This window comes from Mycolicibacterium diernhoferi (assembly GCF_019456655.1).
GTDB lineage: Bacteria > Actinomycetota > Actinomycetes > Mycobacteriales > Mycobacteriaceae > Mycobacterium > Mycobacterium diernhoferi.
On sequence record NZ_CP080332.1, the window covers coordinates 4,273,704 to 4,298,851 of the forward strand.

Consider the following 25,148-nt stretch of genomic DNA (forward strand, 5'->3'; position numbering starts at 1 on the left):
GCCGGGATATCGTTGCGGCTAACGCACGCGTAAATTGCTACGCCTACCAGGCACGCTTCTTCTCACGCCGCGTCGAAATGTGCCCAGAATGAGCTCCACTCCCCCGCATGACCGCTGATTCCGTAGCTACAAACTCCTAAATAGCAGGTAGACGCATAGGAAGATGTTGACCGGTGAAGTTATCCTCGTGCTAAGGTTTAGTTAGCTGCAAACCGGGTACACCACGCTTCAATGCAGCACCCGGCACGAAATGAGGTATTAGCTGATGCCAGACCGAGGCGCTTTCGAGTCGCCGACCGCAGGCCACGATGGCGCGGCGTCGAGCACGGTCTCCGTCGTGAGCTGCAGCCGCCTGGGTCGCACCGCCAACCCGCCCACCTTCTCGCTGACCGGCTGGCTGCGTCCGCGCCGGCGCCGAGGCGTCAGCGGCGCTTGATTCGGCGGATCACCAGCACCACGACCACCGTCCCCACCCCGGCCAGCGAAATCAGGACCGGCGGCTTCGTCACAAACGCGATCACCTTGGCCTTGGCGTCGTCTGCCAGCCGCTGAGGGTTCGCCCGCACGGCCAGAATGTCGACCGTCGCGGCCAGCTGATCACGAGCCTGGTCGATGTCCCGCTTGATCGTCTCAGGATCCCGGTCCGCCACTGTGGCCCTCCATCTGCGCCGTCATGTCACAACTTCCGTCACAACCTTGCCGTTTACCCTAGAGCAGCCGGAGCCGACCCCGCTGCCCCGGTCGATGAGAAAGGCGTAACGACGCATGGCACAGACCCCGCGGCTGGCAGTCGGCGACAAGGCCCCCGCCTTCAGCCTCCCCGATGCAGACGGCAATACCGTCCAGCTGTCCGACTTCAAAGGCCGCAAGGTGATCGTGTATTTCTACCCGGCCGCATCGACCCCGGGATGCACCAAGCAGGCCTGCGACTTCCGCGACAGCCTCGCCGAACTCAACGAGGCCGGCCTCGACGTCATCGGGATCTCCCCGGACAAGCCCGAGAAGCTGGCCAAGTTCCGCGACGCCGAGGGGTTGACCTTCCCGCTGTTGTCCGACCCGGAGAAGAAGGTGCTGACCGCCTGGGGCGCGTTCGGGGAGAAGTCCATGTACGGCAAGACCGTGCAGGGCGTCATCCGCTCGACGTTCCTGGTCGACGAGTCGGGCAACATCGAGGTGGCCCAGTACAACGTGAAGGCTGCACACACGAAAACAAAGATTCAGAAGTACATCGAGCTGGTCAAGCCATGACACAGGGGAACGCGTGGACCCGCGAACACCGTGAAAACGCACTGGCGGCAATCTCGGTTGTTCGGGAGCTACTGGGCGGCGGTCACGATTACGGGTCCGAGGACGCGGCCACCGAGACCTTCGAGGTGATGGCACAGTTCGATGATGTAGAAACCGAGGGCGAGGCACTGGCCCGTCTTATGACGGGTCTCGGCAACGTGGCGGCGATGTTGGCCCGTCGACTAGAACAGGCAGACGGAGTCGAGTGGACACAGACCCTGCGGGATCTGGAGCGAATCGTCAAGGAACAGCCCCTAGCCGACTGAACCCCGTAAACGCACGAAAACCCCGGCCCATAAGGGAACCGGGGGTTTGTGCTGCAACTATGCCCAGTCCTGCGGCTGTTGACAGGATGTAGAGACCAGGAACGAACCGGTCGAGATCGAGACCGTGGAAAAGATCTACCGCCCCTAGCGGGTAACGATCGACAGTCGGCCCGGGCCACTTCGGTGGTGCCGGGCCGCTGTCCGTTGTCGGCGGATGTCAGCCGATCGACTTAACCGCGCTGAACAGCCTGACAGGATTCTCACAGCATCCGTAACCTCCGACCCATGCTGCTTATGCTTGGCCGTCTGCTGACCGCCGCGATTATGGTGCTCGGACTTATCGCTATCGGAGGCCCCGCTGCCAACGCGACCGAATGCCAAGACGGCGACATCACCCCGGCAGAAGACGGAACGTACTCGCTGTGCGTGACCGGCATGTGGGTGCACATCAACCAGCAACTCTGCATCGACTACCCGCAGCACCCGCACTGCACGGGCGCGGCTGCGACTACTTCATCCACGCCCCCGCCTGTTGCCCCGCCTCCACCGGTCGTTGCACCGCCCCCGGTCATTCCACCGCCTGCGCCGTACGTGCCACCGCCGTCTGCGTACGTCCCGAACCTCGGTATGCCATCCGGTTGCACGTGGGTCGACGGGTACACCAAGAAGAACGGCACCCGCGTTCGCGGTCACATGCGGTGCTGATAGTGCAGACCTGTGTCGGCACCTTCATGCACAATCAGAGCGCACTATGGACGATGCCCACTAGGAGAGCCGATGCACGGCCCACACCCCGACCTCATTGAGCGCGGTTGATCTATGGACATAGTCGGCCCAAGTTTCGGCGCGGCAGTCGGCGCTATTGCCGGGAGGGTGATTCAGCGGCCCAGCAAGCGCGTCACCGTCAACGAGGACCGTGACACCTTCGGGTTCGGAGGTCGTCCGCACGCGGTCTTCATCCCAGTCCTATCCGTCGACTCACTGGACCCACTAGACAACCTGGACAGTAAGAATCACTACAGCAAGCCTTATCGGTGGGTCGACAGGCAGGGCGGCTGCGACATCTCGCGGACAACGTTCCAGTTCGTTGTACACGCCCACAACGCAACAGTCGACATCATCGGTGCTGAACCGATCGTGGAGGCAGTCACGCCGCCTCCTGGGATCGCACTGGTACCACCTCCCGCTGGGGGGCCGATGGGAATCCGGCACATCTCGATCCAACTCGACGCCGCAACATACGAACACCGAGACCTCGGCGAAAGCGTTCTCGTCCGCGAGATGGACACCAGGAATGAGCCTCCAACGCTGCTGGCGTCAACTCTGAAGGCTGGCGAGACTGAGCTATTTCACGTAGAGGCATACGCGCTCCGCAACAGCTATCAATGGGTCTTGCAGCTGAAGATCTTGGTTAACGGCAAGGAACGTCGAGAAACGCTAATGCGTAAGAGCAACAGGCCATTTGTGACGATGCGGTACGAGGACCCGGCAATCGCTGCGCGCTACGTTTTCGACGGTGGCGAGTGGGTCTCCCGTACCTAGCTCCCTCATTCACATGGCTGCGACAGCCACAATTTGAGCCCAACCTTCGGGGAGGTCAGGTTCGTGTCCCGTACACCGGGCAGTTTGGATGGGGCGTGATGAGCCAGTGGTACATCACGATCATTCCCGGCACAGGAGACGCCTGACAGAACCGCGACACAGCGTCAGCCGTCGCCTTGACGCCTGCTGCGGTCAGCGCGGCGGCTACCTGTTCCTTATACTCGGGGAGCGTTATTCCGCTCCCGACCATGTTGGGGTTGGTCAGCCCAACGGCCTCTAGGATCTCGATCAACTCGTCGGTGTCGTCAACAGCGCGCCGGTTCCATCGCTTCGGCGGTCTCACTGCGACCGCCTACCCCACCGTGCATCGGCTCCACGCTTACCGATCTCGCTGCGGGTCAATCTGGTGTCGTCATCGTCGGGCAGTCGCAGCGACTTGATCATCGACAGCAGAATGCCCTGATTCTTGCGCAAGTCATCCGCTTCGGGCATCGAGACCGGCTGACCGTTATACCCGGTGACCCGGGTGTCCGCGCCGGCCTTACGGACGATCCGCCGTAACCGTTCGATCTCGTCAGCGAGGTAGCACGCTTCCTCGGCGATCAACCGCGCTTCGGGGCTGTCGCCGAAGTCGGCAGCCTCGTGCAGCTCGCGCCACAGCCGCCTGCCTCGTGCCTTGAGGCCGGTCGGATACTTCGGGATGGTCGGCTCTTCGCCGTCGTTTTCGGGCATGTTTCTGCCTGCTTTCTGGCCTGAATGGGCCGGTTTGCGGTCGTTCACGACCTGGGAGTTTGCAGCGGGTGGACCGCTGGATTGATGAACTGACCTGCGATGACCTGAGTCGGTCCGATTCGGAAAAACCAGGGCGATGCCTAAGCATCGGACCGGGCAGGCGCATTACCAGCCGATCCCGGGGACACGGGGGCAGGAGGCACCCCCCCTGGGGGTGCCCGGCCCGACGCAGCGAACACCCGCCACAACCCGGTACCCGTCCCCACCTCCTGCGACCCGAACGCCGGCCACCTACGCCAGCAACCCGGCAAGGGCACGCGGTGCCCCGCAGCGAGCGCCACCCCCGGCCACCCGACGCCGTGCCCCGGTGCGCCCACCCGGTGCCGCACCCACAACCCGCCGCCCACTGCGGCCCGGTACCCCACGACGGGACGCACCCACTGCGACAGACCATGCGATGCACTCCCTTGCCCCGCCGCAGGCGGTCAGCTATTCCGCAGCGGCACAACACAACCGAGGTTGCTAATACACGCTTGCCGTGTATTATCTGCGGCATGACTACAGCCGAGATCGCCCCCGCAGCAGTTGAAATCCCCTCTTACGCCCGGACATACGCCGATGCCATGGGGCGTACTCAGTACGCCGTTGACGGACCGCGCGGCACGTTCCTGGTCACCCGAAAGAATGACCGGGAACTGTGGTCGGTGTGGCGTAGCGATTCGCTGAATACCGCTGCCCGGATGGCGAATACGGTCCGCGCTATCGAGCGCGCCGCAGAGCTGTCCGGTGTCGAACCGACCGCCGAAGCTGCCGACGACAGCACCCACGACATAGGCATGATCTCTACCGGTATCGCGGTGTTGCACCGTCCGTCCGGTAAAGAGTTCGGTCTGTGCCACGAGCACGAGGGTGCTTTGGACGACGCGGACGGCATCGTCACGATGGGACCGTTGTTCGGCGACTTCCGTTGCATCGTCTGCAACTACGTGGACACGTCCGATGATCAGGCATCGTCCGCAGACGATGAGAACAACGAGCCCGCCGACCTCGGATACGGTGACGAGGCGTACACCGCCGCGACACTTGACGACATCGCGGAATCACGTAGGCAAGGTGTCAAAGTCCCGGACGATGCGGCAGACGCCACCGCCGCCCGGACCGGACCTGCGCACTTGGAGCTGTTCGGACTTCCGACAGCAGTCCATAGGTACGAGCTGGAATCGGTCAGCGTGCTCGCCAACGGCTACACCGCGTTCGACCTCGCCGACCATCTCGCCGACGTGATGCCCAAAGTGATCGACGATCGGCGGATCTGGGACATGGACCCGCTGGAACTGGCGCTGCTAGCGGTCGATCACTACCCCGGCGGTGCCGTGGGTCTCCAGCTCGCACTAGAGGGTTAATCCGCTCCGAGTCCACGGTTCAATCTGCACCACAACTGATTTCAACGAGAGGGCACTCGATGATTACCCTGACCGCACGTCTGATTACCGCCGCCGTCGTCGCTGCGGGAGCTTTGGCACTCCCGGTTCCCGCCGACGCACAGGCTCCGCAGCGCGGTTCCTGCCAGTACGAGGACGGCAACACCGATGGCACCGCGTGCCTGTGGACCGACCCGGATACCGGCATCGAGTTCGATGTCGATTCCCGGAACTACGTCACGCGATGACGCCCGTAGTAGGCACTGTGACCGGCGTCGAGCTGGCAGACGGCACGGTGGTGCCGTTGCGGGACCCGGTGGATGCAATCGACGGATACCAAGACATCGGGGGTGCGCTGTTCGGCTACGTCCGTTCCGCAGGACGGCACCTGCTGATCGAGGCAACCCGGATCGAGGTCGCCTGTTGCCCGGTGGGGTAACGACCGCCACGACTGCCCCGGCCCGCATGGGTACCGGGGCACTGTCGTGCGCGGAACACGCTACGGTCGTCGTCGTGGCGACCAGGTACCTATCCCGCACCGAGCTAGCCGAACGTATCGGCGTCAAACCGGACACGCTCGGTCGCTACAACCTGCCCGAACCCGATGCGTTGATCGGCAAAACACGAGGATGGCTGCCTGCCACCGTGGACAGGTGGCACGCCGAACGGCCCGGGCGTGGCCGCGCCTACTCGGACGAGTAGGTGCCGCGTTTGATCGCGGCCCACTGGTCACCCGTGACGCCGACGCCGCAGGCGGCTAGGTACATCCGCCGGTCAGACTGATAGTAGGAGGTAAGCGCGTCCGATAGCGCCACCGCCGCCACCCAATGATCGGTGTCGCCGGTCGCTTTGCAGACCTGTTCGGCCTCTGCGAGAAACGTATTCACCCGGGCGCAGATCCACGAGCACGCACCGGAATCGGCTCGCCTATGGTGCACCCGCTTATCGCAGCCTTCGCGTGAACAGATCGCACGACCACCCGGGGTACGTCGGTGCCCGCGAGACCCGCGCTTACGCCTACCCGTTCCGCCTTCCGGGCGCTCGACCGCGACGGTCACCGATACCGCCGCATGAACAGTTCCCGCCGAGCTTCCATCGGCTCGGTTGCCATGATCCCGAGTTTCACCAGCTTGGCCGGGTCGCAGAACCAAGGGACGTCACCCGCAGCCTCGACAGCTGCGAAGTAGCTCACCGTCGATGCGAGGTGCGCCTGAAACGCACGTTCAGCCTTGGTCATCAGATGCCCAAAGCACGGCGGAGAACCGCATCGCTGTTCAGCCCCACAGACGGCACACCGCCGCTTCGGGGCGGATGCGTGTCTACGGTGGTGGCCTGCCCGTGCCCTGCGATAGCGCGAAGAAGAACATCAGCGGCACCTACCGGCGCCTCGTGGTCGGGCTGTTCGTTGCGCCGCCGGATCTCGGCAACCGCCTCGTGATAGCGGTCGAGCCGATCCCACTGTGTCTCTACAGGTTCGGCAGCGGCCACCTGGGCCTGCCCTGCGATCGCTGCGACCACCGCGCCTGCCAACGTCTCGTTGGTGCCGCTCATACGTAGCCGTAGCGCCCGTGCGGCGTCCTTGGGTCGGATGAACGGCGGTGTGCCACGTAAAGACGTGTATCCGTATGCCATTTGGTGATCCCTACTTAGAACCGGACCAGCTTGCCGGATGTCTCCAGCCCCGTCCGTAGCTGGGAGGCTTGACGCGGCGTGTTGATCGCAAAGGGAATCTCATGCTTGACAGCGGAGTGATAGACCGGGCCGATCGCGTGGAAAACAGGATCGACGTTCAACAGGTGGGCCGCTTCGTCCAACCGCGCGAGTTGCGAGATGTTCGTAGGCCGCACCAAGGTCAAGACCTTCTCGGTATTCGCCGGGTGGATCATGGACACGGATGCCGCACTGATTGCCCAGTCGTGGAACCGGCCCAACGCTGCGGCCCGGTGTTTGGCCTCGTGGTACGCCGTGACCGTATCCGCACCCGAAGCAACCAGCCGGTCAGCCGTGAGGTCTTCAGGTAGCTGCGACACCGCTTCGGAGTACGCTTCGACGTGGGCATCGAACAACGGCGTCAACGTCTCGATTATCACCGGAATCGCACTTAGCGCTTTGCTATTGACGCCGCGCGCTGCGGCGTCAAGAGCGTGTTTCTTAGCGTTGTCCAACCCGGTCGGACCGAGCTGGTGCGGGTCACCGGCGACCGCGATTTCTAGAGCGAACTCCCGGATCTTCTCTTCGGCGTTTTCAGTAGTCACTTCCCGCAGGTCGAATCGGGGCCTGTGGCCGACCTCGACCCAGCGCACGGTATTGAAGATCTCGATAGCCGCCGCCAATTCGTCGGGTAGCTTGACGCCGAGATTGACCCAGCTGACGACGTTGTTGGCGATGTCGGTTTGACTGAACATGTGTTCTCCTCCTGGTGTTGCGTCCAGGGCAGGGATTGCCCCGGACATGACAAAGGCCGCCCATCTGGGACGGCCTCGTTGTTTAGTGACGCCCCGCACCGGGGCTGTAATGCACGCTGAGCGTGTTTTATCGGGTCGGCGGGTAAGTTGCCTACCCCGCTGCCTTGGTAGCCGTCTGCGAGTGCGACGGCGAGCTGTTGAAGATCGACCGGCGGCTCGGATCGGGTTACTTCGATCCCGTGGGACTCCAGCGCCAGCGCCAGTTCCAGCGCGGCCCGCTGCCGCGTCCGGTAGACGACGTTCTTCGCCTTGCGGCACCGCCTGCACCAACCATCAGCGTCTCGGTCGTCGGCCGAGTGGATCTCGTGCCCTGCGGGGCACACGGTCGTGGTGATCATCGGTTTATCACCTCCAATCTGTTTGATCAGGAACATGGGCAGACGAAAACACCCCCGCCGAAGCGGGGGTGCTCGTAGTGGTTTTCGTGACCGGGAGCCAGCACGCTCCCACCAGGGGGCGGGCGAGCGGATAGCCGGGGAGCGTGCTGTCTCGACCACGCCGAGAGGTTGGCCCGGAGAACGGTCGGGCCTTACCCCTCTACTCATTACGGAATACTTCCGCGCACAGGCTCCCCGATGCCGCCGTGTACCTGTGGCCTGTGCCCTCGACGGTGGACAGCAGACCCGACGCCCGCACGAACTTGAGGCCCCGGTCCTCCGGTTCAGGCGGCGGATCTTCTCCGCGCTGATCGGCACGCTTTACCGCACGCTGCCACCGGGTGCGTTCGTTGTTGCGCAGGCGCTTGCAGTTCTCCGAGCAGACCTTTGCGGGTCCGCCACGGTTGCGTTCGGCCCCGCCCAAGACCTGCCGCCGCAGGGTGCACCCGTTGCACTTGCACTTCGATCCCACAGGCAGCGGCACGAACTCACACCTGTACTTCATCGCGGTGACCGCAGGCTCGGGCATCGGTTCCGCGCAGTGGGCGCAGTGTGTCCGCTTCGCGGTCTTCCACTCCCGGCTGCGTTGGTTGTCGACCCGGAACCCATGTCCTGCTTCGATCATCTGCGCAGCGGGGTCGGCAGTCACAGGTGGCGGTTTGACCGACACTCGGTCACTGATGTGCCCCGGCTCGATGATCTCGATCTTGTCGGCCGTGCCGTCTTTGAGCCTGACACTGACTTTCCGGCCTTCTCCCGACAGCTTGGCCGGCAATCGGACGTACTCCGGGTTGTCGTCCCCGTCACCGGGCGTAGCCGTCGATACCTGCTCGACTACGTACTTCCGTCCCAGGTAGTCCAGATCGGTGACATCGTCCCAGCCGCCGCCGGGCGATGTCACGACCCCCACCGCCGGGTCAGTCAGGACGGCGTCGTCGTGGTCGCCATTCGAACGGCGAACCTTGCCGTTCGTCGTGCCGGGATTCTCGATGGGCTCATCAAGCACCTTGCGCCACGGTTCCGCGTGGCGTGCTCGTCCTTTGTTGGTCATACGGTCACGTCCTGTGGCTGTTCGGTGGATGCGAGCCGGGGCAGCTCGCCCGGGGTGTACTGGAAGTGCTCGCCTGTGATCTCGTCTACGTACGGCCTCCCCCACGGGTCGTCCGGGATCGGCCTATCTCTCGGCCACGGGGTCCCAGATGACACCGTGGGCTCACTTGGAGTTGCACGCAGTTCGAAGCTTGGCCACCGTCCCAGTTCGTCGTCCGTGCTGACGGACGCCTCACCGAGCGCCGAAGGCTCGACCCTCATCACTTCACCCGAAGAGAGATCCGGCCCGTAGGTAGCCGGATCGAGAAGGGTCTCCCCGTGCTTCGGGTCTACCTCCGGGACCCGAAGCTCTACAGGATCTGATCTTGGATCTGTTACCAGGATCTGATTAGTGTCGGCCACCGCCGAACCGCATAGTTCGCCGCCCGCCAAACCATGTGGCTCGCCTGACGACGAACACCGAGGCGGCATCGGAGCATCCGGGATGAGTTCGTATGTCGAGTTCAACCGATTGAATCCGCTGCCTTTTGACACCTCACGTATCCATCCCCCAGCGATGAGCCTCTGTATCGCCGTAGAGACCGTCGTGCGGGTAAGGCAAGCCTCCTCGGCAATCAGTTCCCCACCCGGGTATGCGCCCCTGCCTTCACCATCCGAGTGGTTGTAGATCGACAGCAGAACCCGCAACTCGGACAGCGGAAGTTTGTGCCCGTTGGTCCGTTTCAGCCACGACAACTTCGAGAATCGGCTAGCTGTCGCGGACAACGTGGGTGCCTCCGAGCACACGGTGAATCTGGCTGCCAAGCGCCGCGAGCTGGTCAGCGTCGAGGATGAGCCGTTTCGAGTTCGTCGGCATCGACACCCGGTAGAGCGTTCTGCCGCCGTCTGACAGGAACGCAGTTACGCCCGGTCTGCGGGAACTCGGAATCTCGGTGTTCCGCTGCCACCCATGACGACCACAGGTGACGCACTGCTCCAGCTGCCCTGACGCGACGGTCACGCAGCGACCGCCTGTGAGGCCCGGTACACCAAGACCTCTGCCCGACCGAACCCCATGCCCGGGTCGGCCACCGTCTCCCGGTGCACCTGCTCAGCACCGCCCACCAACTCGGCCACAGGCCGGTAAAGGTCGTCGGTGTCACGTACCAACACACTGCGGTAGACGTGGATCTCGTCGCCGATCCGGTGCGCGTACAGCAGGCAGTCTTTTGCGATGACCTCGATAGGTGTTGACTCTTGTGGTTCGTTCAAAATTGTTACCTCCGTTGATGATTAGTTTGTTGACCACGAGTGCCGCCCGCCGAATACGGGCGGCATCTCACGCGATGAAATGGACTAGAACACGCTGTTGATCAGTTCCTTGATCCGCGCCCAGTCCGCAGCAGAGAAGTCGTACAGAGTGGTGTGCCCGTAGCGCCGGTCCGGGATGTCCAGCGACACCACTCCCGTGTCGCGGTCGGCGTAGATGCTGAACTCGCCGAAACTGGTCTGTAGCTCCGGGTCGCCGTCAAGCTCGATGTGGATCAGATTATTGTTGCTCATTTTCATTGCCTCCTATGGCTTTTGGTTGTTTTGGATGCGCAGAACCACCGCTGGCGGTTTCGCGACTTGCTATGTCTGAGCTGGCTGCCAGTCCTGCCGGTTTTGCATCGAGGTCGAAGAGCTTGCGCCCGTGGTCCCGAATCTTGCTGCTCAGTTGTTCCCGATCACGCCGCCCTATGTGGCGGTTGCGACATCCGGTTCAAGTTCTACGGGGCCGATCGTTGCGAGTCAGCATCTCATTATCTCGTTATGTTGTCAACATCCTAATGATTCATCTTGTCTTCGTACGTAATGACCGCTACCTTGATGAGATGCCGAAGAGCCCCGACGACCTGGTAATTACGGACCTTGTGAAGCCGTACCGGGTGCAGCTGGTCCACGACGCCGACGACCGGCTCGTGGGCGTGAACATCAGCGCCGCAGAAGACGGCGAACTCGATCACGACATGATCAGAGAGGCCACGCGGGCGCTGTCAGATCACATGCGCCGCGAGCGGATGCAGTCGCTACCACGGGTCACAAGCATCACCACGCGGGTTACACGCGGCGATACCCCTGCGTCCGTGAGAGCCGCCGTAGAGGCCCACAGGGCCGGTGACGGCTTGATGACACCGGCCTACCTATCACGGCTGGCGGTGGCGTACGAGGAACTAGTCGGCGGGGGTTACAACGCGGCCCACCAGCTGGCGGCGGCGCTTGGCAAGGACGGCGAGCCGATGCCGCTGCCCACCGTCAGAACTCACATCAAGCGCGCCCGCGACGACGGCTACCTGTCACCGACCACGCGGGGACGAGAGGGTGGCGAAGCCACCGAGAAGGCGAGGACCACGATCGCCGATCTCGACAAGCACTGAAACTCGACTTCGTACGGCCTCAGCCCTTAACCGATTGCCCCAATCCAAGCCAGCGCCGCCATGGCTGACGCAAATGCTTGATCTTGCGCCCGATGTCTTCAAAACACTTATCGTGCACGTGGATGTCAAGACTGAGTTCGTGGTTGTTCGGCACCCCGGAACTATTGAGCGACAAGACAGCGAGCAGACCAACCAGCCCGGTGATAAACCTATCCACGCTTGGGATCTGCATCCCCACCCAAGACGCAAGATCATCCAAAACAGCGGAATACTCGTCCGGAGCCGAGACGCCCCTAATCTCCCGGCAGAGAATCAAAATCCCTCGGTAGAAGTCGAGCACCGTCGCGGCGGCTGTGTTCACTTCTCTGGAGGTTGGTTCGTCTTCGTATAGGTCCCTATCTCCGAACAACCGCCTTATCTGCCCATTCCACGGCTGAAGCCGAGTCACGAGTTCCCAAAACTTCGAGCCGACTTCGCTGTAATACAGCTCTAGCTCATCGACACTGCCGATCTTTCGCCCCGTGGGCGACCCGTAGCAGTCTTCGTGCAGATCAATCGTGACCTGCATCTTCTCTTTGGCCTGAACGAGCAACGAGGTGAACGCCGCAAGTTCCCAGTACATGGGTTTATCCATGAATAGAACGGTCAATTCATCGGGATTTTCAGCGAGGGTTGCAATAACTAGACCATCGTCATCTAGCAAAATGACCTGCCTCCTCCATCCCTCAGATCAAAATACGCATGACCCGGCAATCAGCACCTGTAACTTAACGGAAGCGAAGAGTTACGTCCGTGAGGAACTGACAGGTTGTCCGCTTCGTCGGTCAGGTACGAGCCGCGAGCATGTCTCGGATCTGCTGCTGTTCTTCCGAAAGCACGGGCTGGGGCCACGAGTCGGGCACCCGGATTTCGAGGCCGGACACCTTCGTCGAGCCCGTCGCCCCGCGTTGCGATCCGTACATGACGAACCTGATACCCGAGTCTCTGAGCACCTGCCTACGGTCGGTGTCGGGGTCGCCCCACAGCTCCCCGTATGTCTGCCCGGTGCCGACCTCATCCCAACGCGCGGGAACCACGGTCTCGGCAGACAGCTCCGCTTTCTTGGCAGACAGCGCGAGCAAGCGCGCTTTGTACATCTCCTCGTCGTCTACGAGTCCGTTGTCCGACTCCCATCGCAGACGAGCTAGCGACTGCTCTGTCTGGGCGAGTTCCTCGCTTCGATCCTCGCCGGGGACAAACACCCGGCGGGTCATCTCCCGATTTCCGTGGTCCTCTAAGAACCGGCCCTGGATGAACTCCTCTACGTAGTCCAGCCGCAGCGAGCCTCGGCAGCCCGTCGTTGACCTTCCGCACCGCACATAGGTGTGCTCGGTGCCGCTCGACGACTTACGGCGGTGGACCGACAGCGAGTAGCCGCACTCCGGGCAGTCACAGCGGGGACCGATCTCAGGGCCACGCGGCCCTGAGGTGCCGTGGTATTCACAATCTGGCTTGTGGAGAATCGACCCGCAAATACCAATGCCGCCCAACGGGTTCGGTGTCATCTGCCGACTCTTTCCGCTCGCCGACCGCTGCGCTATCGCATCCTGTAGCTGAATCCACTGCTCAGACGTGAACGTTGGCTCGGCCATACGGATCGGCTGGCCTTCGGGGTCAAGTACGAGCTTGCCACCCGCGACCCGCAGGCCTTGCAGACGCTGCGAGGTCAACGTTCGCTTGAGCGTGGTCACCGACCAACTGCCTTTACCCGCCGCTTTGGCGCGGTTCGTACGGTGCCCCGAGTCATTCAGCCACCGCACCAGTTCGGTGAGTGAGTAGTTCTCGTGGACTAGCTTGGCTTGGATCTGGTGCAGCAGTTTGTAACCCTCGGGGTCACGTTTCAGCGCCTTACCTTTGCCGTTGGGGTGCGGCACGGTCATGTATCCGAGCGGCGGCACGCCGTGCGATACCCGGTCGGTCATCTTGAGCACCGCAAGACGGTCTGTCGCCCTGGTCTTGAACCTGTTCAGTTCGATGGCGGCGAAGAACGAACCGACGTAGATAAAGAACTCGCTCATCATTTGATCAAGTGAGTCACCCGCCGGGTGCAGGTAGTCGAGCACGACACCGTCACCGGAGAACGCCAAGATCTTCCGGTTGTCTTTGATCCACTGGGCGAACTGAACACAGTCCTTGGTTGACCTGAACGCACGGTCGATCTTGGAGAACACGAGAACGTCCCACTCATGCAGCCGTTCGACCGCCAACCACTCCCCGAGTTCGGGACGTTCGAACGGTGTCGTCTTACCGGCGGATACCCCGAGGTCTTGGAACGTCCCGACGATCTCGAATCCCCGGCCTCCGGCCCATCGGACACCCTCCTCGGTCTGCGCGATGTGCGAGACCTTCCGGGTGTTGGCCTTGTCGTCGTCAAGGTGGGAGACCCGCGCACCGACGACGGCGCGGAGCTTCCGGGTGTTGTCCATAGTGCAGCACAGTACAACGTGAAGGCCACCGGGCACGTCGCCAAGCTGCGCCGCGATCTGAGCGTCTAGCTCGGGCCCCGGCCCAGCGCCTCCAGAAACAGCGCCTCGGACGTCGCGGCGCGCTCCAGCACCCCCAGGTGCAGGCTCTCGTTGATGCTGTGTGCCTGGGTGCCCGGGTCCTCCACCCCGGTGACGAGGATCTCGGCATCCGGGAACGCCGCGGCGAACTCGGCGATGAACGGGATCGACCCGCCCATCCCCATGTCGATCGGCTCACGGCCCCAGGCGGTCTTGAAGGCCGCGCGGGCCGCGTCGTACACCGGGCCGCGGGCGTCGATCGCGTACGGCTGACCGACGTCCCCGGGTGTCACGGTGACCTGTGCGCCCCACGGCGCGTGGTCCTGCAGATGCCGGGTCAGCGCCTCCAGATGCGCCCGCGCGTCCCCGCCCGGGGCCACCCGCATGCTCACCTTCGCCCGGGCCCTGGGCACCAGGGTGTTCGACGCCTTGTCGATCGGCGTGGTGTCGATACCGATCACCGTGATGGCCGGGCGCGCCCACATCCGTTGCACCACCGGGCCCGAACCGATCTGGCGCACCCCGTCGAGCAGACCCGAGTCCGCCCGCACCCGCTCCTCGCTGAACTCCACCTCGGCCGCCTTGGCCTCGTGCAGGCCCTGCACGGCCACGTTGCCGTCATCGTCGTGCAGGCTGGCCAGCAACCGGACCAGCACGCTCAGCGCGTCGGGCACCACCCCGCCCCACAGGCCCGAGTGCAGGCCGTGATCCAGGGTCGCCACCTCCACCACACAGTCGGCCAGTCCGCGCAGCGACACCGTCAGCGCCGGGATGTCGGTGCTCCAGTTGTCCGAGTCGGCGATGACGATCACGTCGGCGGCCAGCAGGTCCCGGTGCTCGTTCAGCAGTGCCGGCAGTGAGGGTGAGCCGGATTCCTCCTCGCCCTCGACGAAGACGGTGACGCCCACCGGCGGGTTGGGGCCCAGCGCCCGGAACGCGGCCAGATGCGTTGCGATACCGGCCTTGTCGTCGGCGGTGCCGCGGCCGTAGAGCCGCCCGTCACGTTCGGTCGGTTCGAACGGCGCGGAATGCCACTGGCCGGGGTCGCCCTCGGGCTGCACATCGTGGTGGGCGTACAGCAGCACCGTGGGCGCTCCCTCGGGTGCGGGGTGGCGCGCGATCACCGCGGGGGCACCGCCCGACTCGACGGTGCGTACATCACCGAAACCGGCGTGGCGCAACAGCTTCGCCGTCAACTCGGCGCTGCGGTACACCTCGGGCCGGCGCGCGGGGTCCGCCCACACCGACTCGATGCGCACCAACTCTTCGAGGTCGGCTCGCACCGACGGCAGCAGCTCACGGACCCGCGTGACGAGATCAGTCATGATCTCGAGGCTAGCCCCTCACCGGGACGCGGCGAGCGTGCGCAAACTCCTGCCCGCAAGCGGCGTGTCGACCAACAGACACGCACGCTCGCGGAATCAGGCTTCGAGAATGGCGACCGCAGCGGCGGTGTCGGCCTCATGCGTCAGCGACAGGTGGATCGTCACATCCTTGAGATGCTCGGCGATCGCACCCGAGAGCCGCACCTTCGGCCGTCCCCACATGTCGGTGATGACCTCGATGTCGCGGTGGATGCCCTCCGGCAGCATCGGCTTCTTGGAGAAGCGCGACCCCGACCAGGCCTTGATCACCGCTTCCTTGGCCGCCCACCGCGCCGCGAGGTGGCGCGCCGCCGACGAACTCTTGTCCGCGGCGTCGCGCCGTTCCCCCGGCGTGAAGGTCTCGGCGAAAACGGTGCCAGGCTGGTCGACCTGCTCGGCGAAATCCGGAATCGACACCAGGTCGATCCCTACTCCAACGATGCCCATCCCGGAGACGTTATCCGACTCTGTTCCCGTCACTTCGAGTAGTACTCGTCAGCACCCAGGCGGGCATCCGGATCGAGCAGCATGGCCGCTTCCTGACGCTTCTCCGGGGTTTCGTCGCCGAACCGGCGATCGGCCGGCTTCTCGTACAGCGCAGGACCACCGGCGATCGCCGAGGCCAGGCGCCGCTGACCGTCCAGCACCCGGGCGTTGGCCCGCGCCTGGTAGTCGGCCCGCTGATCGGCCGGCAGCGCGGCGATCAGCGCCTGCGGATGCACCAGCGCCACCAGACCGGACACGTGCCCGAACCCGAGGCTGGTCACCAGGCCGGCCTTGAGCGGGAACTTCTCGCCCAGATTCAGGGCCTCGCGGACCCAGACGAAGTGCTGTGCGTGCGACAGCTCGTCGTCGACGCAGTCCAGGCTGCGGTTCGGCGGGATGACGCCGTCGCGCAGGATCTGGCACAGACCCATCATCTGGAAGGCCGCAGCACCACCCTTGGCGTGGCCGGTGAGGCTCTTCTGGCTGACCACGAACAGCGGTGCACCCTTCGAGCGTCCCATCGAGGCGGCCAGCCGCTCATGCAGCTCGGTCTCGTTGGGATCGTTGGCCAGCGTCGAGGTGTCGTGTTTGGAGATCACCGCGATGTCGTCGGCGGTGACGCCGAGCTTGGCCAGCGAGCGCGCCAGCCGCGACTCACGTCCCCCGCGGCCTGCACCCAGGGCGCCCAGGCCCGGAGCCGGGATCGAGGTGTGCACACCGTCGCCGAAGGACGAGGCGTAGGCCACCACGGCCAGCACCGGCAGACCCATCTGCACCGCGAGGTCACCGCGGGTCAGCAGAATCGTTCCGCCGCCCTGCGATTCGACGAACCCGAGCCGGCGACGATCGTTGGCGCGGGAGAACTTCGCATCGCTGATGCCCTTGGCCCGCATGGCCTCGGTGTCGGCGGTGGCCGACATGTCGCCGAAACCGGTGATGGCTTCCAGCGTCAGGTCGTCGTAACCACCGGCGACCACGAAGTCCGCCTTGCCCAGCTGGATCTTGTCGACGCCCTCTTCGACCGACACCGCCGCCGTGGCGCACGCCGCGACCGGGTGGATCATCGAGCCGTAGCTACCGATGTAGGACTGCACGACGTGTCCCGCGTACACGTTCGGCAGCACCTCCTGCAGGATGTCGTTCGGCTTGTTCCGGCCCAGCAGGTTGCCGTGATACATGGTCTGCATCGACGTCATACCGCCCATGCCGGTGCCCTGCGTGCTGGCCACCAGGCTGGGGTGCACCCAGCGCATCAGCTCGGCGGGACTGAAGCCCGCCGACAGGAACGCATCAACGGTCGCCACCAGGTTCCACAGCGCCAATCGATCGATCGAGCTGGCCATGTCCGGCGTGACGCCGTAGACCTGCGGATCGAAACCGGTCGGGATCTGACCGCCGACGGTGCGTGACAGCTTCACCTTGCGCGGCACCCGGATCTCGGTGCCGGCCTTGCGGGTGACCTGCCAGTCCGCACTGTCGGGCACCGGGGCGATGACGGTGTGCTCCGGGTCGTACTTCACGAACTCGCGGGCGTCGGCCTCCGAGGACACCACGAAGGTGAAGTCCTTGTCCAGGAACACCGACACCAGCAGCGGTGCGGAGTGATCGGCGTCCAGGAACCCGTCCTCGACCCACTCGCGGATACCGACCTTGGCGACCACGGCATCGTGGTAGCGCTCGACCAGCTCGGCCTCGTCGACCAGATCGCCGGTCTCGGTGTCGTACCAACCCGGCTTGGGGTCGTCCTCCCACTTGACCAGACCGGTGGTCCAGGCGAGCTCCAGGACACCGGCGGCCGACAGCTCGCCGGACACCTCCATCTCGAAGCGGGTCCGCGAGGAACCGTACGGTCCGAGCTCGGCGCCACCGACGATGACCACCATGTCGGCGGGATCGATGTCGAGGTCGTCCCACGCCGGCGGCGGTGCCGATGCGTATCCGCGCGGCGGCGAGGGCAGCGCCCGGATGATTCCGGACTCGTCTTCGTCGGACTCATCGTCGGCGACAGCGGACATGTCCTCGCGGGCCTTGGCGGCCAGCTCGGCCATGTCGATCTCGATCTCACCCAGACCGCCGGTGAAGTCAACCTCGATCGGCGCCCGTGCCGCGGCAACCTTGGACTCGATGTTGCACAGCGACAACAGCATCGAGGCCATCTCGGCGGTGGTGTAGGTGGTCAGACCGGCCTCTTCGACGGCGCCCACGATGGCGTCGTTGTGACCCATCAGCCCGGTGCCCTTGGTCCAGCCGATCAGCGCGTGCGCCAGCGAAACCCGCTGGCTCCACGACGTTTCGGCCTTCCAGCGGGAGACCACGGCGTCCAGTGCGGCCTTGGCCTCACCGTAGGCGCCGTCACCACCGAACATGCCCCGGTTGGGCGAGCCCGGCAGCACCACGTGCAGACGGGACGCGATGTCACGCTCGGCACCCAGGTGCGACAGGCCGGCGATGAGCCGCTGCACGGCCCACAGCAGCACCTTCATCTCCATCTCGGAGCGGGCACCCGCATCGGAGAGGTCCCCGGCGACGCGCGGTGCGGCGAACGGGAACAGCAGCGTCGGGTTCTGCGCGTCCTTGAGGTGGATTGCCTTGGGGCCCAGGTTCTCGGTCTGCTCGTTGCCGACCCACTCCACGAGTGCGTCGATGTCGGCGTAGGAGGCCATGTTGGCCGGAACCACCCACAGCGTGGCGTTGAAGCGGGCGTGGTCGCGGTAGAGCGTGCGGTAGAACGCCAGCCGGTCATCGTCGAGCCGGGAGGTGGTGGCGACGACCGTCGCACCGCCCTCCAGCAGCTGAGCCACCACCGAAGCGGCGATCGAGCCCTTGGACGCGCCGGTGACGACGGCGACCTCGTTGGCGTAACCACCCTTGTCCGGGTTCTCCGCACCGGCCGCTGCGCGGCCGTACAGCGCGGCGTGCACATTGCGCCCGGCCGCCAGAGCCTTGCCCTGCCACCAGGTGGCCTGGGTGCCGACGACGTTGCCCGCACCCTCGAAGCTCTGCGACAGCCGCTCCCAATCCGTATCGATCTCGCTCTCGTCGAGCAGCCAGATCCGTGCCAGATCCTCACGGGCGCTTGCCCACCGGTCGTCGAACACGACGGCCTTGCGGGCGTCGAACACCGGCGACACCAGACGCGGCCAGTCCGAACCGAGTTCGGTGGTGACCAGGTCGATCAGCTCGGCGTCGCTGACGGCCTCGGGCGCACTGACCGGGTTGTCCAGTCCGAGCTGACCCAGGATGGTGCGGGCTGCGTTGGCCAGCACACCGTTGGGGCCGGTGACCTTCTCGGCGAATTCACCCAGCGCCGCCGAATCCACCACGCCGCCACCGGCGGCACCGGAGGACGGCAGGCTCACGGCGATGCCCTTGCGCGCGGCGACCGCGGCAACGGCGCCGTCGATGACCTTGTCGACCGAGGCCGCGTCGGCGAGGGCACCGTCGTGCAGGCCGCCCATGCTGCCGCCGCGGACACTGGAACCCTCACGGGTACCCAGCGCCACCTCCGCGGTCACGTGCTTGGCCCAGCCCGGGCCCAGTTCCCATGTCTTGGAAACACGTTCGGCAATGTAGGCCGGACGCTTGCCGGATGGGCCGAAGACGGTGCGCAGCTGATCGTTGATCGAGTCGGACAGCACCGGGCCGAACGGCTTGTAGGTGCGGGCCAGCTTGGTCACCTGTGCCTTGAGACCCGACAGATCCGCCTCGGCGGCACCGTCGATGGCGCCGAGGTTCAGCTCGGAGCCCAGGTCCACCAGCATCTGGTTGCGTCGCGAGGACGCGCCGTCGGTGATGGACTCGATGGAGTCCAGCGGCTCGATCTGGTCGATGCGCATCTTCGATGCCAGCGCGATGAGCACCAAAGTGGCGTCGGCAGCGTCGAATCCGATGTCGTCGGGGCGGGGACCACCGCTGGGGGCCGCGGCGGGTGCCGGGGCTGCGGCGGGTGCCGCGGCGGCCGGGGCCGCCTCCGTGGACGCCTCAGGTGCCGAGACCTCTTCGGGCTCGGGCTCCGGGTCGGTGTCGGTGGCGAACAGCACCGCCGCATCACGCTCGGCGTTGAGCACCTCGGTGGTGTTGTGCGAGTACTCGGGCAGCTTCAGCGTGTTGGTCGCCAGTCCCGCCACCGTCGGAGCGGTCTTCACACCGATCTCGACGAACCGCTCGACCCCGAGACCGCCGGCGGCCTCTTCGATGAACAGCAGGTCCTGGGTTTCGATCCAGCGCACCGGGCTGGCGAACTGCCAGGCCAGCAGCTCGATGACGATCTTGCGCATCAACTCACGCGGACGCTCGTTGCGCCACGTGTCGTAGTCGGCGAGCACCTCGTCCAGCGGCTCGGCCGGCACCAGATCGCGGATCTCCTGGATGAAGTCGCGGTCCAGCGTGAACGGCCGCGGCACCAGGTTCGGGATGTACTTGCCGATCAGCAACTCGGGATCTGCATCGGTGGGCATGACCCGCTCCAGGCTGCGCCGGAAGTCGGCGACACCGACGCGCAGCACCTCGGAGTGGAACGGCACATCGATACCGGGCACCAGGATGAACGACCGCTTGCCACCGCTGATTTCGCGGCGCCGTTCGATCTCCTCCTCCAGCGCCTCCAGCCCGCGCACCGTGCCGGCGATGGCGTACTGCGAGCCACGCAGGTTGAAGTTCACGATCTGCAGGAATTCCCCGGTGCGCTCGGCGATCTCGGCGACGAAGGCGGTGACGTCATCGTCGGGCAGATCGATCTGCGACGGGCGGATGGCCGCCAACCGGTAGTTCGAGCGGCCCTTCTCGTCACGCGGCACGATGTCGTGCATCTTGGAGCCGCGGTGGAAGACCACCTCGAGCAGTGCCGGCAGCTCGTACACACCGGAAACGCAAGCCAGCGCGGTGTATTCACCGACGGAGTGACCGCAGGCGATGGCCCCTTCGACGAAGGCGCCCTGCTCGCGCATCTCGGCGACCTGGGCCGCGGCCACCGTCGCCATGGCGACCTGGGTGAACTGCGTCAGGTACAGCACGCCCTCGGGGTGGTGGTAGTGCACACCGGAGGCGATCAGGCTGGTCGGGTTGTCCTTGACCACGTGCAACACCGAGAAGCCCAGGGTGTCGCGGGTGAACTTGTCGGCGATGTCCCAGACCTTGCGGGCCGCCTTGGACCGGGCGCGGACCTCCATGCCCATGCCCTTGTGCTGGATGCCCTGGCCGGGGAAGGCGTACACCGTCTTGGGGGCGGCCAGCTGCGCGGAGGCGGCCATCACCAGATCGCCGCCGACCTTTGCGGTGACCTCGACGATCTCGGCACCGCGGTCGATGCCGACCCGGTCGACCCGGAATTCGATCTCGTCGCCGGGCAGCACCATGCCCAGGAAGCGCGAGGTCCAACCCACCAGCCGGGCCGGCGGGGTGGCACGACCGTCGGTCGCGGTGACCACGTGCTGGGCGGCCGCCGACAGCCACATGCCGTGCACGATCGGGCCCTTGAGCCCGGCCAGCAGCGCGGCGGCGCGGTCGGTGTGGATCGGGTTGTGGTCACCGGAGACCACGGCGAACGCGCTCATGTCGGTGGGCGCGGTCATGGTGACGTCACGACGACGGCGACGCGGGGTGTCGGTGGCGTTGTCGGTCATGGCACCGCCGGCACGCACCGGGTCCTCCAGCTCGACAGCGCCGGTGCGCCCGCGGATGGCGAAACGCTCCTCAAGGCGGGCGAGCTCGGTGCCCTCGGCGTCGCTGATGACCACGCTGACCGGCACGACGCGGCCGACCTCGGTATCGGTGGCATCGGAAGCCGTTGCGGTGACCGTCAATTCGGCGACCGACTTGGGCATCGGGGTGAGCAGGTGCGCGGCATGGTCCAGGTGGACCAGGCTCAGCAGACCTTCGATGACGGGGAATCCGGCATCGGTGACGGCGGAGCCGATGGTGGCGAACACCGCGGGCCAGCACTTGCCGACCAGTGCGTCGGGCACCAGGGTCAGGCCCGGGGCCAGCGGGGCGCCGAAGGTGGCGGTGACGCCGGTGTGGTCGGCGACCTCCTCCGGGTCCCAGCCGACGGTGACGGTCGCGGTGTTGTCGACCACGGCCGGTAGCGAATCCACGCCGTCCACGCCGGCGGCGATGGCCAGCACGGCCCGCATCGCGGCGGCGGCGTCCTCTGTGGTGACCACCGGCATACCACCGTTGACGGTGGCGGCCGGCAGCGTCAGCTTGATCTCGATCCAGATGTCGGACAGCGGAACGCTCAGCGTCACACCGGCATCGGTGAGTTCCAGCCGCGATCCGGTGGACGGGTGCACCGCGGAACGGTTCTCGTTGACCTGCCACTCGCCGGGCGCGCCGATGCGGTGCACCGGGTTGATCGCGGTGCGGCCCGCCCACAGCACGTCGGGCGAATCCAGCACCACCCCGATGGGTCCGGTGACGGCGGGGTCGGCCTGGCGGCGCGAGACGACGGGCACCGGGGTGGCGCCAGAGGCCACGACCTCGTCGATGGCCGCCTGCTCGAAGCGGTCCAGCAGTTCACCGACGGGCTCGTCGACCCGGGTGATACCGGCGACCGCGGCGGTGCCGGGGATGACGCAGACCTGGTCGGCGGTGTAGCGCGCGTCGTGGGCCTGCCACAGCGAGTCGCTGCGCCACCAGCGGCGCACGTCCTTGTCGATGACGGGGACGAAGTTGACCGGCTTGCCCGGGGTCTTGCACAGGGTGGTGAAGAACGGCACGTCGGCCGGGTGCAGCTTGATGTCCTCCGCGTCCGGGTACCGGTTGAGCAGGATGTCGACGGCGGCGGCCGGATGCTCCAGCAGCGCCTCGCCCTCCGGGGTGGCCGGGAACAGCGTCTCGATCGGACCGGAGTCGCTCGGGTGCAGACGGGCCTCGGCGCGCTTGAGCATCTCCGCGAAGCGGTCCCGCCAGGTGACGTCCAGCCACGGGGAGCCGTCCGCCTTGGTGTCGGCGGTCGAGTCGCCGTCACCGATGGCCAGCTCGACGTAGCGGTCCAGCCACTGCAGGTAGGTCATATCGGCGACATCGCCGAAGTACGGCTTGGCGGTGTCGGCCATCGCGGCGATGATCTCGTCGCGGCGCTCGGCGACGGCGTCGGCGTCACCGGCGACCTCGTCGAGCAGGCGCCCGCAACGCGAGGCGGTGTTGTCGATCTCGTGGATGTCGGCACCGAGCTGGCTGCGCCCGGAGGCCATGCCGCCCTGCGCTTTTCCGGCACCAACCCACTGGTCGGTGCCGGTGGTGTCGACCAGCAGCTGCTTGACCGCGGGCGAGGTGGTGGCCTCGAGCGTGGCCATCGCCGCGGTGCCGACCAGGATGCCGTCGACCGGCATCAGCGGGAAGCCGTACTGCTCGGACCAACGTCCGGCCAGGTACTCGGCCGCGCGCTCGGGGGTTCCGATGCCGCCACCGACGCAGATGGTGATGTTGGACAGCTTGCGCAGATCGGCGTACGTGCTCAGGAGCAGATCGTCGAGATCCTCCCAGGAGTGGTGCCCGCCGGCGCGGCCACCCTCGATGTGGGCGATGACGTCCTTGTCCGGCACCTCGGCCGCGATCTTGATGACGGCCTTGATCTGGTCCACGGTGCCCGGCTTGAACACCACGTGGGCGATGCCGATCTCGTTGAGTTCCTCGATCAGGGCGACGGCCTCGTCGAGTTCGGGGATGCCGGCGGTGACGATGACGCCGTCGATCGGGGCACCCGACTGGCGGGCCTTCTGCACGATGCGCTTGCCGCCCAGCTGCAGCTTCCACAGATAGGGATCCAGGAACAGCGAGTTGAACTGGATGGCACGGCCCGGCTCCAGCAGCTGGGTCAGCTCGGCGACGCGGTCCTCGAAGATCTTCTCGGTGACCTGACCGCCACCGGCCAGTTCGGCCCAGTGCCCGGCGTTCGCCGCGGCCGCGACGATCTTGGCGTCCACGGTGGTCGGCGTCATGCCGGCCAGCAGGATCGGCGAGCGGCCGGTGAGCCGGGTGAACTTGGTGGACAGCTTCACCGAGCCGTCCGGCAGGGTGACCGTGGACGGGGCGTAGCTGGCCCAGGCTGCGGGCACCTCGGGCACCGCGCCGACGGTGAACAGGCTGCGCTGGCCCGCGCGGGTGGCGGCCGGCACGATGCCGATCCCCAGGCCGCGGATGACCGGCGCGGTCAGACGGGTGACGGTGTCGGACGGGCCGAGGTCGATGATCCAGCGGGCGCCCGCGTTGTACAGGGCCTCGACGTCGGCGACCCAGTCGATCGGGTTGACGAAGATGGATTCGGTCATGGTGTGCGCCAGCTCGGCGTCGATACCGCACTGGGCTGCCCAGCGGTCGACGAGCGCGACGCCGTCGGCCAGGCGCGGGGTGTGGAAGCCCACCTCGACCTGCACCGGGTTGAACACCGGCGAGAACACCGCGCCACCGCGCAGCTTGTTCTTGCGCTCGGCTTCTTCCTTCTCGGTGATCTTGGAGCAGTACAGCTCGAACCGGCCGAGCTGTTCGGGGGTGCCGGTGATGACGACAGAGCGGCGACCGTTGCGGATGGACAGCACCGGCGGCAGCACGGTGCGCACGTCGGTGGAGAACTCCTCGAGCAGTTCGGCGATCCGGGCGGGGTCGACGTTGGTGACCGACACCATCGGGGTCTTGTCCCCGCGGCCGACCATGCCGCGCCGCCGCGACACCAGCGATCCGGCCGCGCCGATCAGCTGGAGCAGGGCGAGCAGTTCGGCGTCGCGGGTGCCCTTGGCCTTCAGCGACTCGACGCCCAGGATGCCCTGGGAGTGGCCGGCCATGGCGACCGGCGGGGTGCCCATCAGATCGAGGCCCTGACGCGTCAGCGCCCGGATGGCGGCCATCTGGGTGAGCAGGATGCCGGGCCCGGAGATCGCTGCGGTGGTGAGCTGCTGGGTGTCGGGCAGCGGCTCCTCGGCAGCCAGCGCGCGCACCCACTGCAGCGGTTCGAAGCCGATCGGGCGCACGACGACGAGTTCGCGGGCCACCGGCTCCAGCAGCAGGGCCGCCTCACCGACCAGCTCACTGAGCTCGGACTCGATACCGGCCGAACTCACCAGCTCTTCCAGGCTCTCCAACCAGGCGCCACCCTGACCACCGAACGCGACCGCGTACGGCTCACCGGCGTTCAGGAGATCGACGAGCGCATTCGCGCCCGACAACGAACCCTCGTTCAGGCTGTTCTTGGCTGTCACCCTGTCGTGTTCGTTGATCGTCACG

General features: G+C 65.7%; 24 protein-coding genes and 2 pseudogenes. 9 read left to right on the forward strand and 17 right to left on the reverse strand.

Going from position 1 to position 25,148, the window contains the following annotated elements:
- Positions 1-422 precede the first annotated feature (422 nt).
- A complete protein-coding gene (locus tag K0O62_RS20165) occupies positions 423-650 on the reverse strand; it encodes a DUF3618 domain-containing protein (protein ID WP_073853329.1) in 228 nt (75 codons plus the stop codon).
- A gap of 115 nt (positions 651-765) precedes the next feature.
- Here K0O62_RS20165 and bcp point away from each other — a divergent pair, with 115 nt between their 5' ends.
- From bcp to K0O62_RS20180, 3 genes are all read left to right on the forward strand, one after another.
- On the forward strand, positions 766-1,248 hold the full coding sequence (gene bcp / locus K0O62_RS20170) for a thioredoxin-dependent thiol peroxidase (RefSeq protein ID WP_073853327.1): 483 nt from the start codon (positions 766-768) through the stop codon (positions 1,246-1,248).
- Positions 1,245-1,553, forward strand: coding sequence for a hypothetical protein (locus K0O62_RS20175; RefSeq protein ID WP_073853325.1), 309 nt, complete (start codon positions 1,245-1,247; stop codon positions 1,551-1,553). The genes bcp and K0O62_RS20175 overlap by 4 nt, the downstream gene beginning before the upstream one ends.
- Positions 1,554-2,372: 819 nt before the next feature.
- Positions 2,373-3,095, forward strand: a complete 723-nt coding sequence (locus K0O62_RS20180) for a hypothetical protein (RefSeq protein ID WP_073853323.1) — start codon at positions 2,373-2,375, stop codon at positions 3,093-3,095.
- 55 nt (positions 3,096-3,150) lie between these two features.
- Here K0O62_RS20180 and K0O62_RS20185 read toward each other — a convergent pair whose 3' ends face one another.
- Positions 3,151-3,438: a hypothetical protein gene (locus K0O62_RS20185; RefSeq protein WP_073853321.1), complete on the reverse strand. Its 288-nt coding sequence runs from the start codon at positions 3,436-3,438 to the stop codon at positions 3,151-3,153.
- Entirely contained in the window at positions 3,435-3,827 is a 393-nt protein-coding gene (locus K0O62_RS20190; protein WP_079244142.1) for a hypothetical protein, read from the reverse strand. Before K0O62_RS20190 ends, K0O62_RS20185 begins: the two co-directional genes overlap by 4 nt.
- A gap of 554 nt (positions 3,828-4,381) precedes the next feature.
- Between K0O62_RS20190 and K0O62_RS20195 the strand changes: the two genes are divergently transcribed.
- From K0O62_RS20195 to K0O62_RS20210, 4 genes are all read left to right on the forward strand, one after another.
- The gene (locus K0O62_RS20195) at positions 4,382-5,230 is read left to right on the forward strand and encodes a hypothetical protein (protein ID WP_165636923.1); all 849 of its coding nucleotides are present in this window, start codon (positions 4,382-4,384) and stop codon (positions 5,228-5,230) included.
- 59 nt (positions 5,231-5,289) lie between these two features.
- Complete coding sequence (locus K0O62_RS20200) at positions 5,290-5,496, forward strand: hypothetical protein (protein WP_073853317.1); 207 nt, start codon at positions 5,290-5,292, stop codon at positions 5,494-5,496.
- A 17-nt stretch (positions 5,497-5,513) separates the two neighbouring features.
- Positions 5,514-5,687 (forward strand): hypothetical protein, encoded by a 174-nt coding sequence (locus tag K0O62_RS20205; protein ID WP_165636922.1) that lies wholly within the window; start codon positions 5,514-5,516, stop codon positions 5,685-5,687.
- 74 nt (positions 5,688-5,761) lie between these two features.
- Positions 5,762-5,950: a helix-turn-helix transcriptional regulator gene (locus K0O62_RS20210; RefSeq protein WP_097933461.1), complete on the forward strand. Its 189-nt coding sequence runs from the start codon at positions 5,762-5,764 to the stop codon at positions 5,948-5,950.
- Here K0O62_RS20210 and K0O62_RS20215 read toward each other — a convergent pair.
- The 9 genes and pseudogenes from K0O62_RS20215 to K0O62_RS20250 all read right to left on the reverse strand — a co-directional run bounded on the left by K0O62_RS20215 (position 5,935) and on the right by K0O62_RS20250 (position 10,682).
- Positions 5,935-6,135 (reverse strand): hypothetical protein, encoded by a 201-nt coding sequence (locus tag K0O62_RS20215; RefSeq protein WP_073853313.1) that lies wholly within the window; start codon positions 6,133-6,135, stop codon positions 5,935-5,937. The two genes, K0O62_RS20210 and K0O62_RS20215, sit on opposite strands and share 16 nt — an antisense overlap.
- Before the next feature lie 167 nt (positions 6,136-6,302).
- Positions 6,303-6,485: a hypothetical protein gene (locus K0O62_RS20220; RefSeq protein ID WP_073853311.1), complete on the reverse strand. Its 183-nt coding sequence runs from the start codon at positions 6,483-6,485 to the stop codon at positions 6,303-6,305.
- Positions 6,485-6,880, reverse strand: coding sequence for a hypothetical protein (locus tag K0O62_RS20225; RefSeq protein WP_131817347.1), 396 nt, complete (start codon positions 6,878-6,880; stop codon positions 6,485-6,487). Before K0O62_RS20225 ends, K0O62_RS20220 begins: the two co-directional genes overlap by 1 nt.
- 14 nt (positions 6,881-6,894) lie before the next feature.
- Complete coding sequence (locus K0O62_RS20230; RefSeq protein WP_073853307.1) at positions 6,895-7,653, reverse strand: hypothetical protein; 759 nt, start codon at positions 7,651-7,653, stop codon at positions 6,895-6,897.
- Between the two features lie 597 nt (positions 7,654-8,250).
- Entirely contained in the window at positions 8,251-9,141 is an 891-nt protein-coding gene (locus K0O62_RS20235) for a hypothetical protein (RefSeq protein WP_073853305.1), read from the reverse strand.
- Positions 9,138-9,542 carry a hypothetical protein gene (locus tag K0O62_RS28740; RefSeq protein WP_234799936.1) on the reverse strand — a complete coding sequence of 135 codons (405 nt, stop codon included), beginning with the start codon at positions 9,540-9,542 and terminating at the stop codon, positions 9,138-9,140. Before K0O62_RS28740 ends, K0O62_RS20235 begins: the two co-directional genes overlap by 4 nt.
- Positions 9,543-9,692: 150 nt before the next feature.
- Positions 9,693-9,926, reverse strand: a pseudogene (locus K0O62_RS29035) (helix-turn-helix domain-containing protein); the annotation flags it as partial.
- 210 nt (positions 9,927-10,136) lie between these two features.
- Positions 10,137-10,391: a hypothetical protein gene (locus K0O62_RS20245; RefSeq protein ID WP_073853299.1), complete on the reverse strand. Its 255-nt coding sequence runs from the start codon at positions 10,389-10,391 to the stop codon at positions 10,137-10,139.
- Positions 10,392-10,475: 84 nt separating this feature from the next.
- Positions 10,476-10,682, reverse strand: coding sequence for a hypothetical protein (locus K0O62_RS20250; RefSeq protein WP_073853297.1), 207 nt, complete (start codon positions 10,680-10,682; stop codon positions 10,476-10,478).
- A gap of 311 nt (positions 10,683-10,993) precedes the next feature.
- Between K0O62_RS20250 and K0O62_RS20255 the strand changes: the two genes are divergently transcribed.
- On the forward strand, positions 10,994-11,536 hold the full coding sequence (locus K0O62_RS20255; protein WP_073854304.1) for a hypothetical protein: 543 nt from the start codon (positions 10,994-10,996) through the stop codon (positions 11,534-11,536).
- A gap of 19 nt (positions 11,537-11,555) precedes the next feature.
- Here K0O62_RS20255 and K0O62_RS20260 read toward each other — a convergent pair whose 3' ends face one another.
- Positions 11,556-12,170, reverse strand: coding sequence for a hypothetical protein (locus K0O62_RS20260; RefSeq protein ID WP_131817346.1), 615 nt, complete (start codon positions 12,168-12,170; stop codon positions 11,556-11,558).
- 190 nt (positions 12,171-12,360) lie between these two features.
- Positions 12,361-14,001, reverse strand: a complete 1,641-nt coding sequence (locus K0O62_RS20265; protein ID WP_073853293.1) for a recombinase family protein — start codon at positions 13,999-14,001, stop codon at positions 12,361-12,363.
- Between the two features lie 6 nt (positions 14,002-14,007).
- Here K0O62_RS20265 and K0O62_RS20270 point away from each other — a divergent pair.
- Positions 14,008-14,070, forward strand: a pseudogene (locus K0O62_RS20270) (peroxiredoxin); the annotation flags it as partial.
- Here K0O62_RS20270 and K0O62_RS20275 read toward each other — a convergent pair.
- From K0O62_RS20275 to K0O62_RS20285, 3 genes are all read right to left on the reverse strand, one after another.
- Positions 14,067-15,404, reverse strand: coding sequence for a dipeptidase (locus K0O62_RS20275; protein WP_073853291.1), 1,338 nt, complete (start codon positions 15,402-15,404; stop codon positions 14,067-14,069). The pseudogene K0O62_RS20270 and the gene K0O62_RS20275 overlap by 4 nt on opposite strands.
- Positions 15,405-15,500: 96 nt before the next feature.
- Positions 15,501-15,890 (reverse strand): holo-ACP synthase AcpS, encoded by a 390-nt coding sequence (gene acpS / locus K0O62_RS20280; RefSeq protein ID WP_073853289.1) that lies wholly within the window; start codon positions 15,888-15,890, stop codon positions 15,501-15,503.
- Positions 15,891-15,919: 29 nt separating this feature from the next.
- A complete protein-coding gene (locus K0O62_RS20285) occupies positions 15,920-25,147 on the reverse strand; it encodes a type I polyketide synthase (RefSeq protein WP_073853287.1) in 9,228 nt (3,075 codons plus the stop codon).
- Between the last annotated feature and the right edge of the window lies 1 nt (position 25,148).

Coding starts and splice junctions, on each gene's coding strand:
- bcp (WP_073853327.1), top strand. CDS start 766: ATGGCACAGACCCCGCGGCTGGCAGTCGGCGACAAGGCCCCCGCCTTC.
- K0O62_RS20175 (WP_073853325.1), top strand. CDS start 1,245: ATGACACAGGGGAACGCGTGGACCCGCGAACACCGTGAAAACGCACTG.
- K0O62_RS20180 (WP_073853323.1), top strand. CDS start 2,373: ATGGACATAGTCGGCCCAAGTTTCGGCGCGGCAGTCGGCGCTATTGCC.
- K0O62_RS20190 (WP_079244142.1), bottom strand. CDS start 3,827: ATGCCCGAAAACGACGGCGAAGAGCCGACCATCCCGAAGTATCCGACC.
- K0O62_RS20195 (WP_165636923.1), top strand. CDS start 4,382: ATGACTACAGCCGAGATCGCCCCCGCAGCAGTTGAAATCCCCTCTTAC.
- K0O62_RS20200 (WP_073853317.1), top strand. CDS start 5,290: ATGATTACCCTGACCGCACGTCTGATTACCGCCGCCGTCGTCGCTGCG.
- K0O62_RS20220 (WP_073853311.1), bottom strand. CDS start 6,485: ATGACCAAGGCTGAACGTGCGTTTCAGGCGCACCTCGCATCGACGGTG.
- K0O62_RS20225 (WP_131817347.1), bottom strand. CDS start 6,880: ATGGCATACGGATACACGTCTTTACGTGGCACACCGCCGTTCATCCGA.
- K0O62_RS20230 (WP_073853307.1), bottom strand. CDS start 7,653: ATGTTCAGTCAAACCGACATCGCCAACAACGTCGTCAGCTGGGTCAAT.
- K0O62_RS20235 (WP_073853305.1), bottom strand. CDS start 9,141: ATGACCAACAAAGGACGAGCACGCCACGCGGAACCGTGGCGCAAGGTG.
- K0O62_RS20250 (WP_073853297.1), bottom strand. CDS start 10,682: ATGAGCAACAATAATCTGATCCACATCGAGCTTGACGGCGACCCGGAG.
- K0O62_RS20255 (WP_073854304.1), top strand. CDS start 10,994: ATGCCGAAGAGCCCCGACGACCTGGTAATTACGGACCTTGTGAAGCCG.
- K0O62_RS20260 (WP_131817346.1), bottom strand. CDS start 12,170: ATGGATAAACCCATGTACTGGGAACTTGCGGCGTTCACCTCGTTGCTC.
- K0O62_RS20265 (WP_073853293.1), bottom strand. CDS start 14,001: ATGGACAACACCCGGAAGCTCCGCGCCGTCGTCGGTGCGCGGGTCTCC.
- K0O62_RS20275 (WP_073853291.1), bottom strand. CDS start 15,404: ATGACTGATCTCGTCACGCGGGTCCGTGAGCTGCTGCCGTCGGTGCGA.
- acpS (WP_073853289.1), bottom strand. CDS start 15,890: ATGGGCATCGTTGGAGTAGGGATCGACCTGGTGTCGATTCCGGATTTC.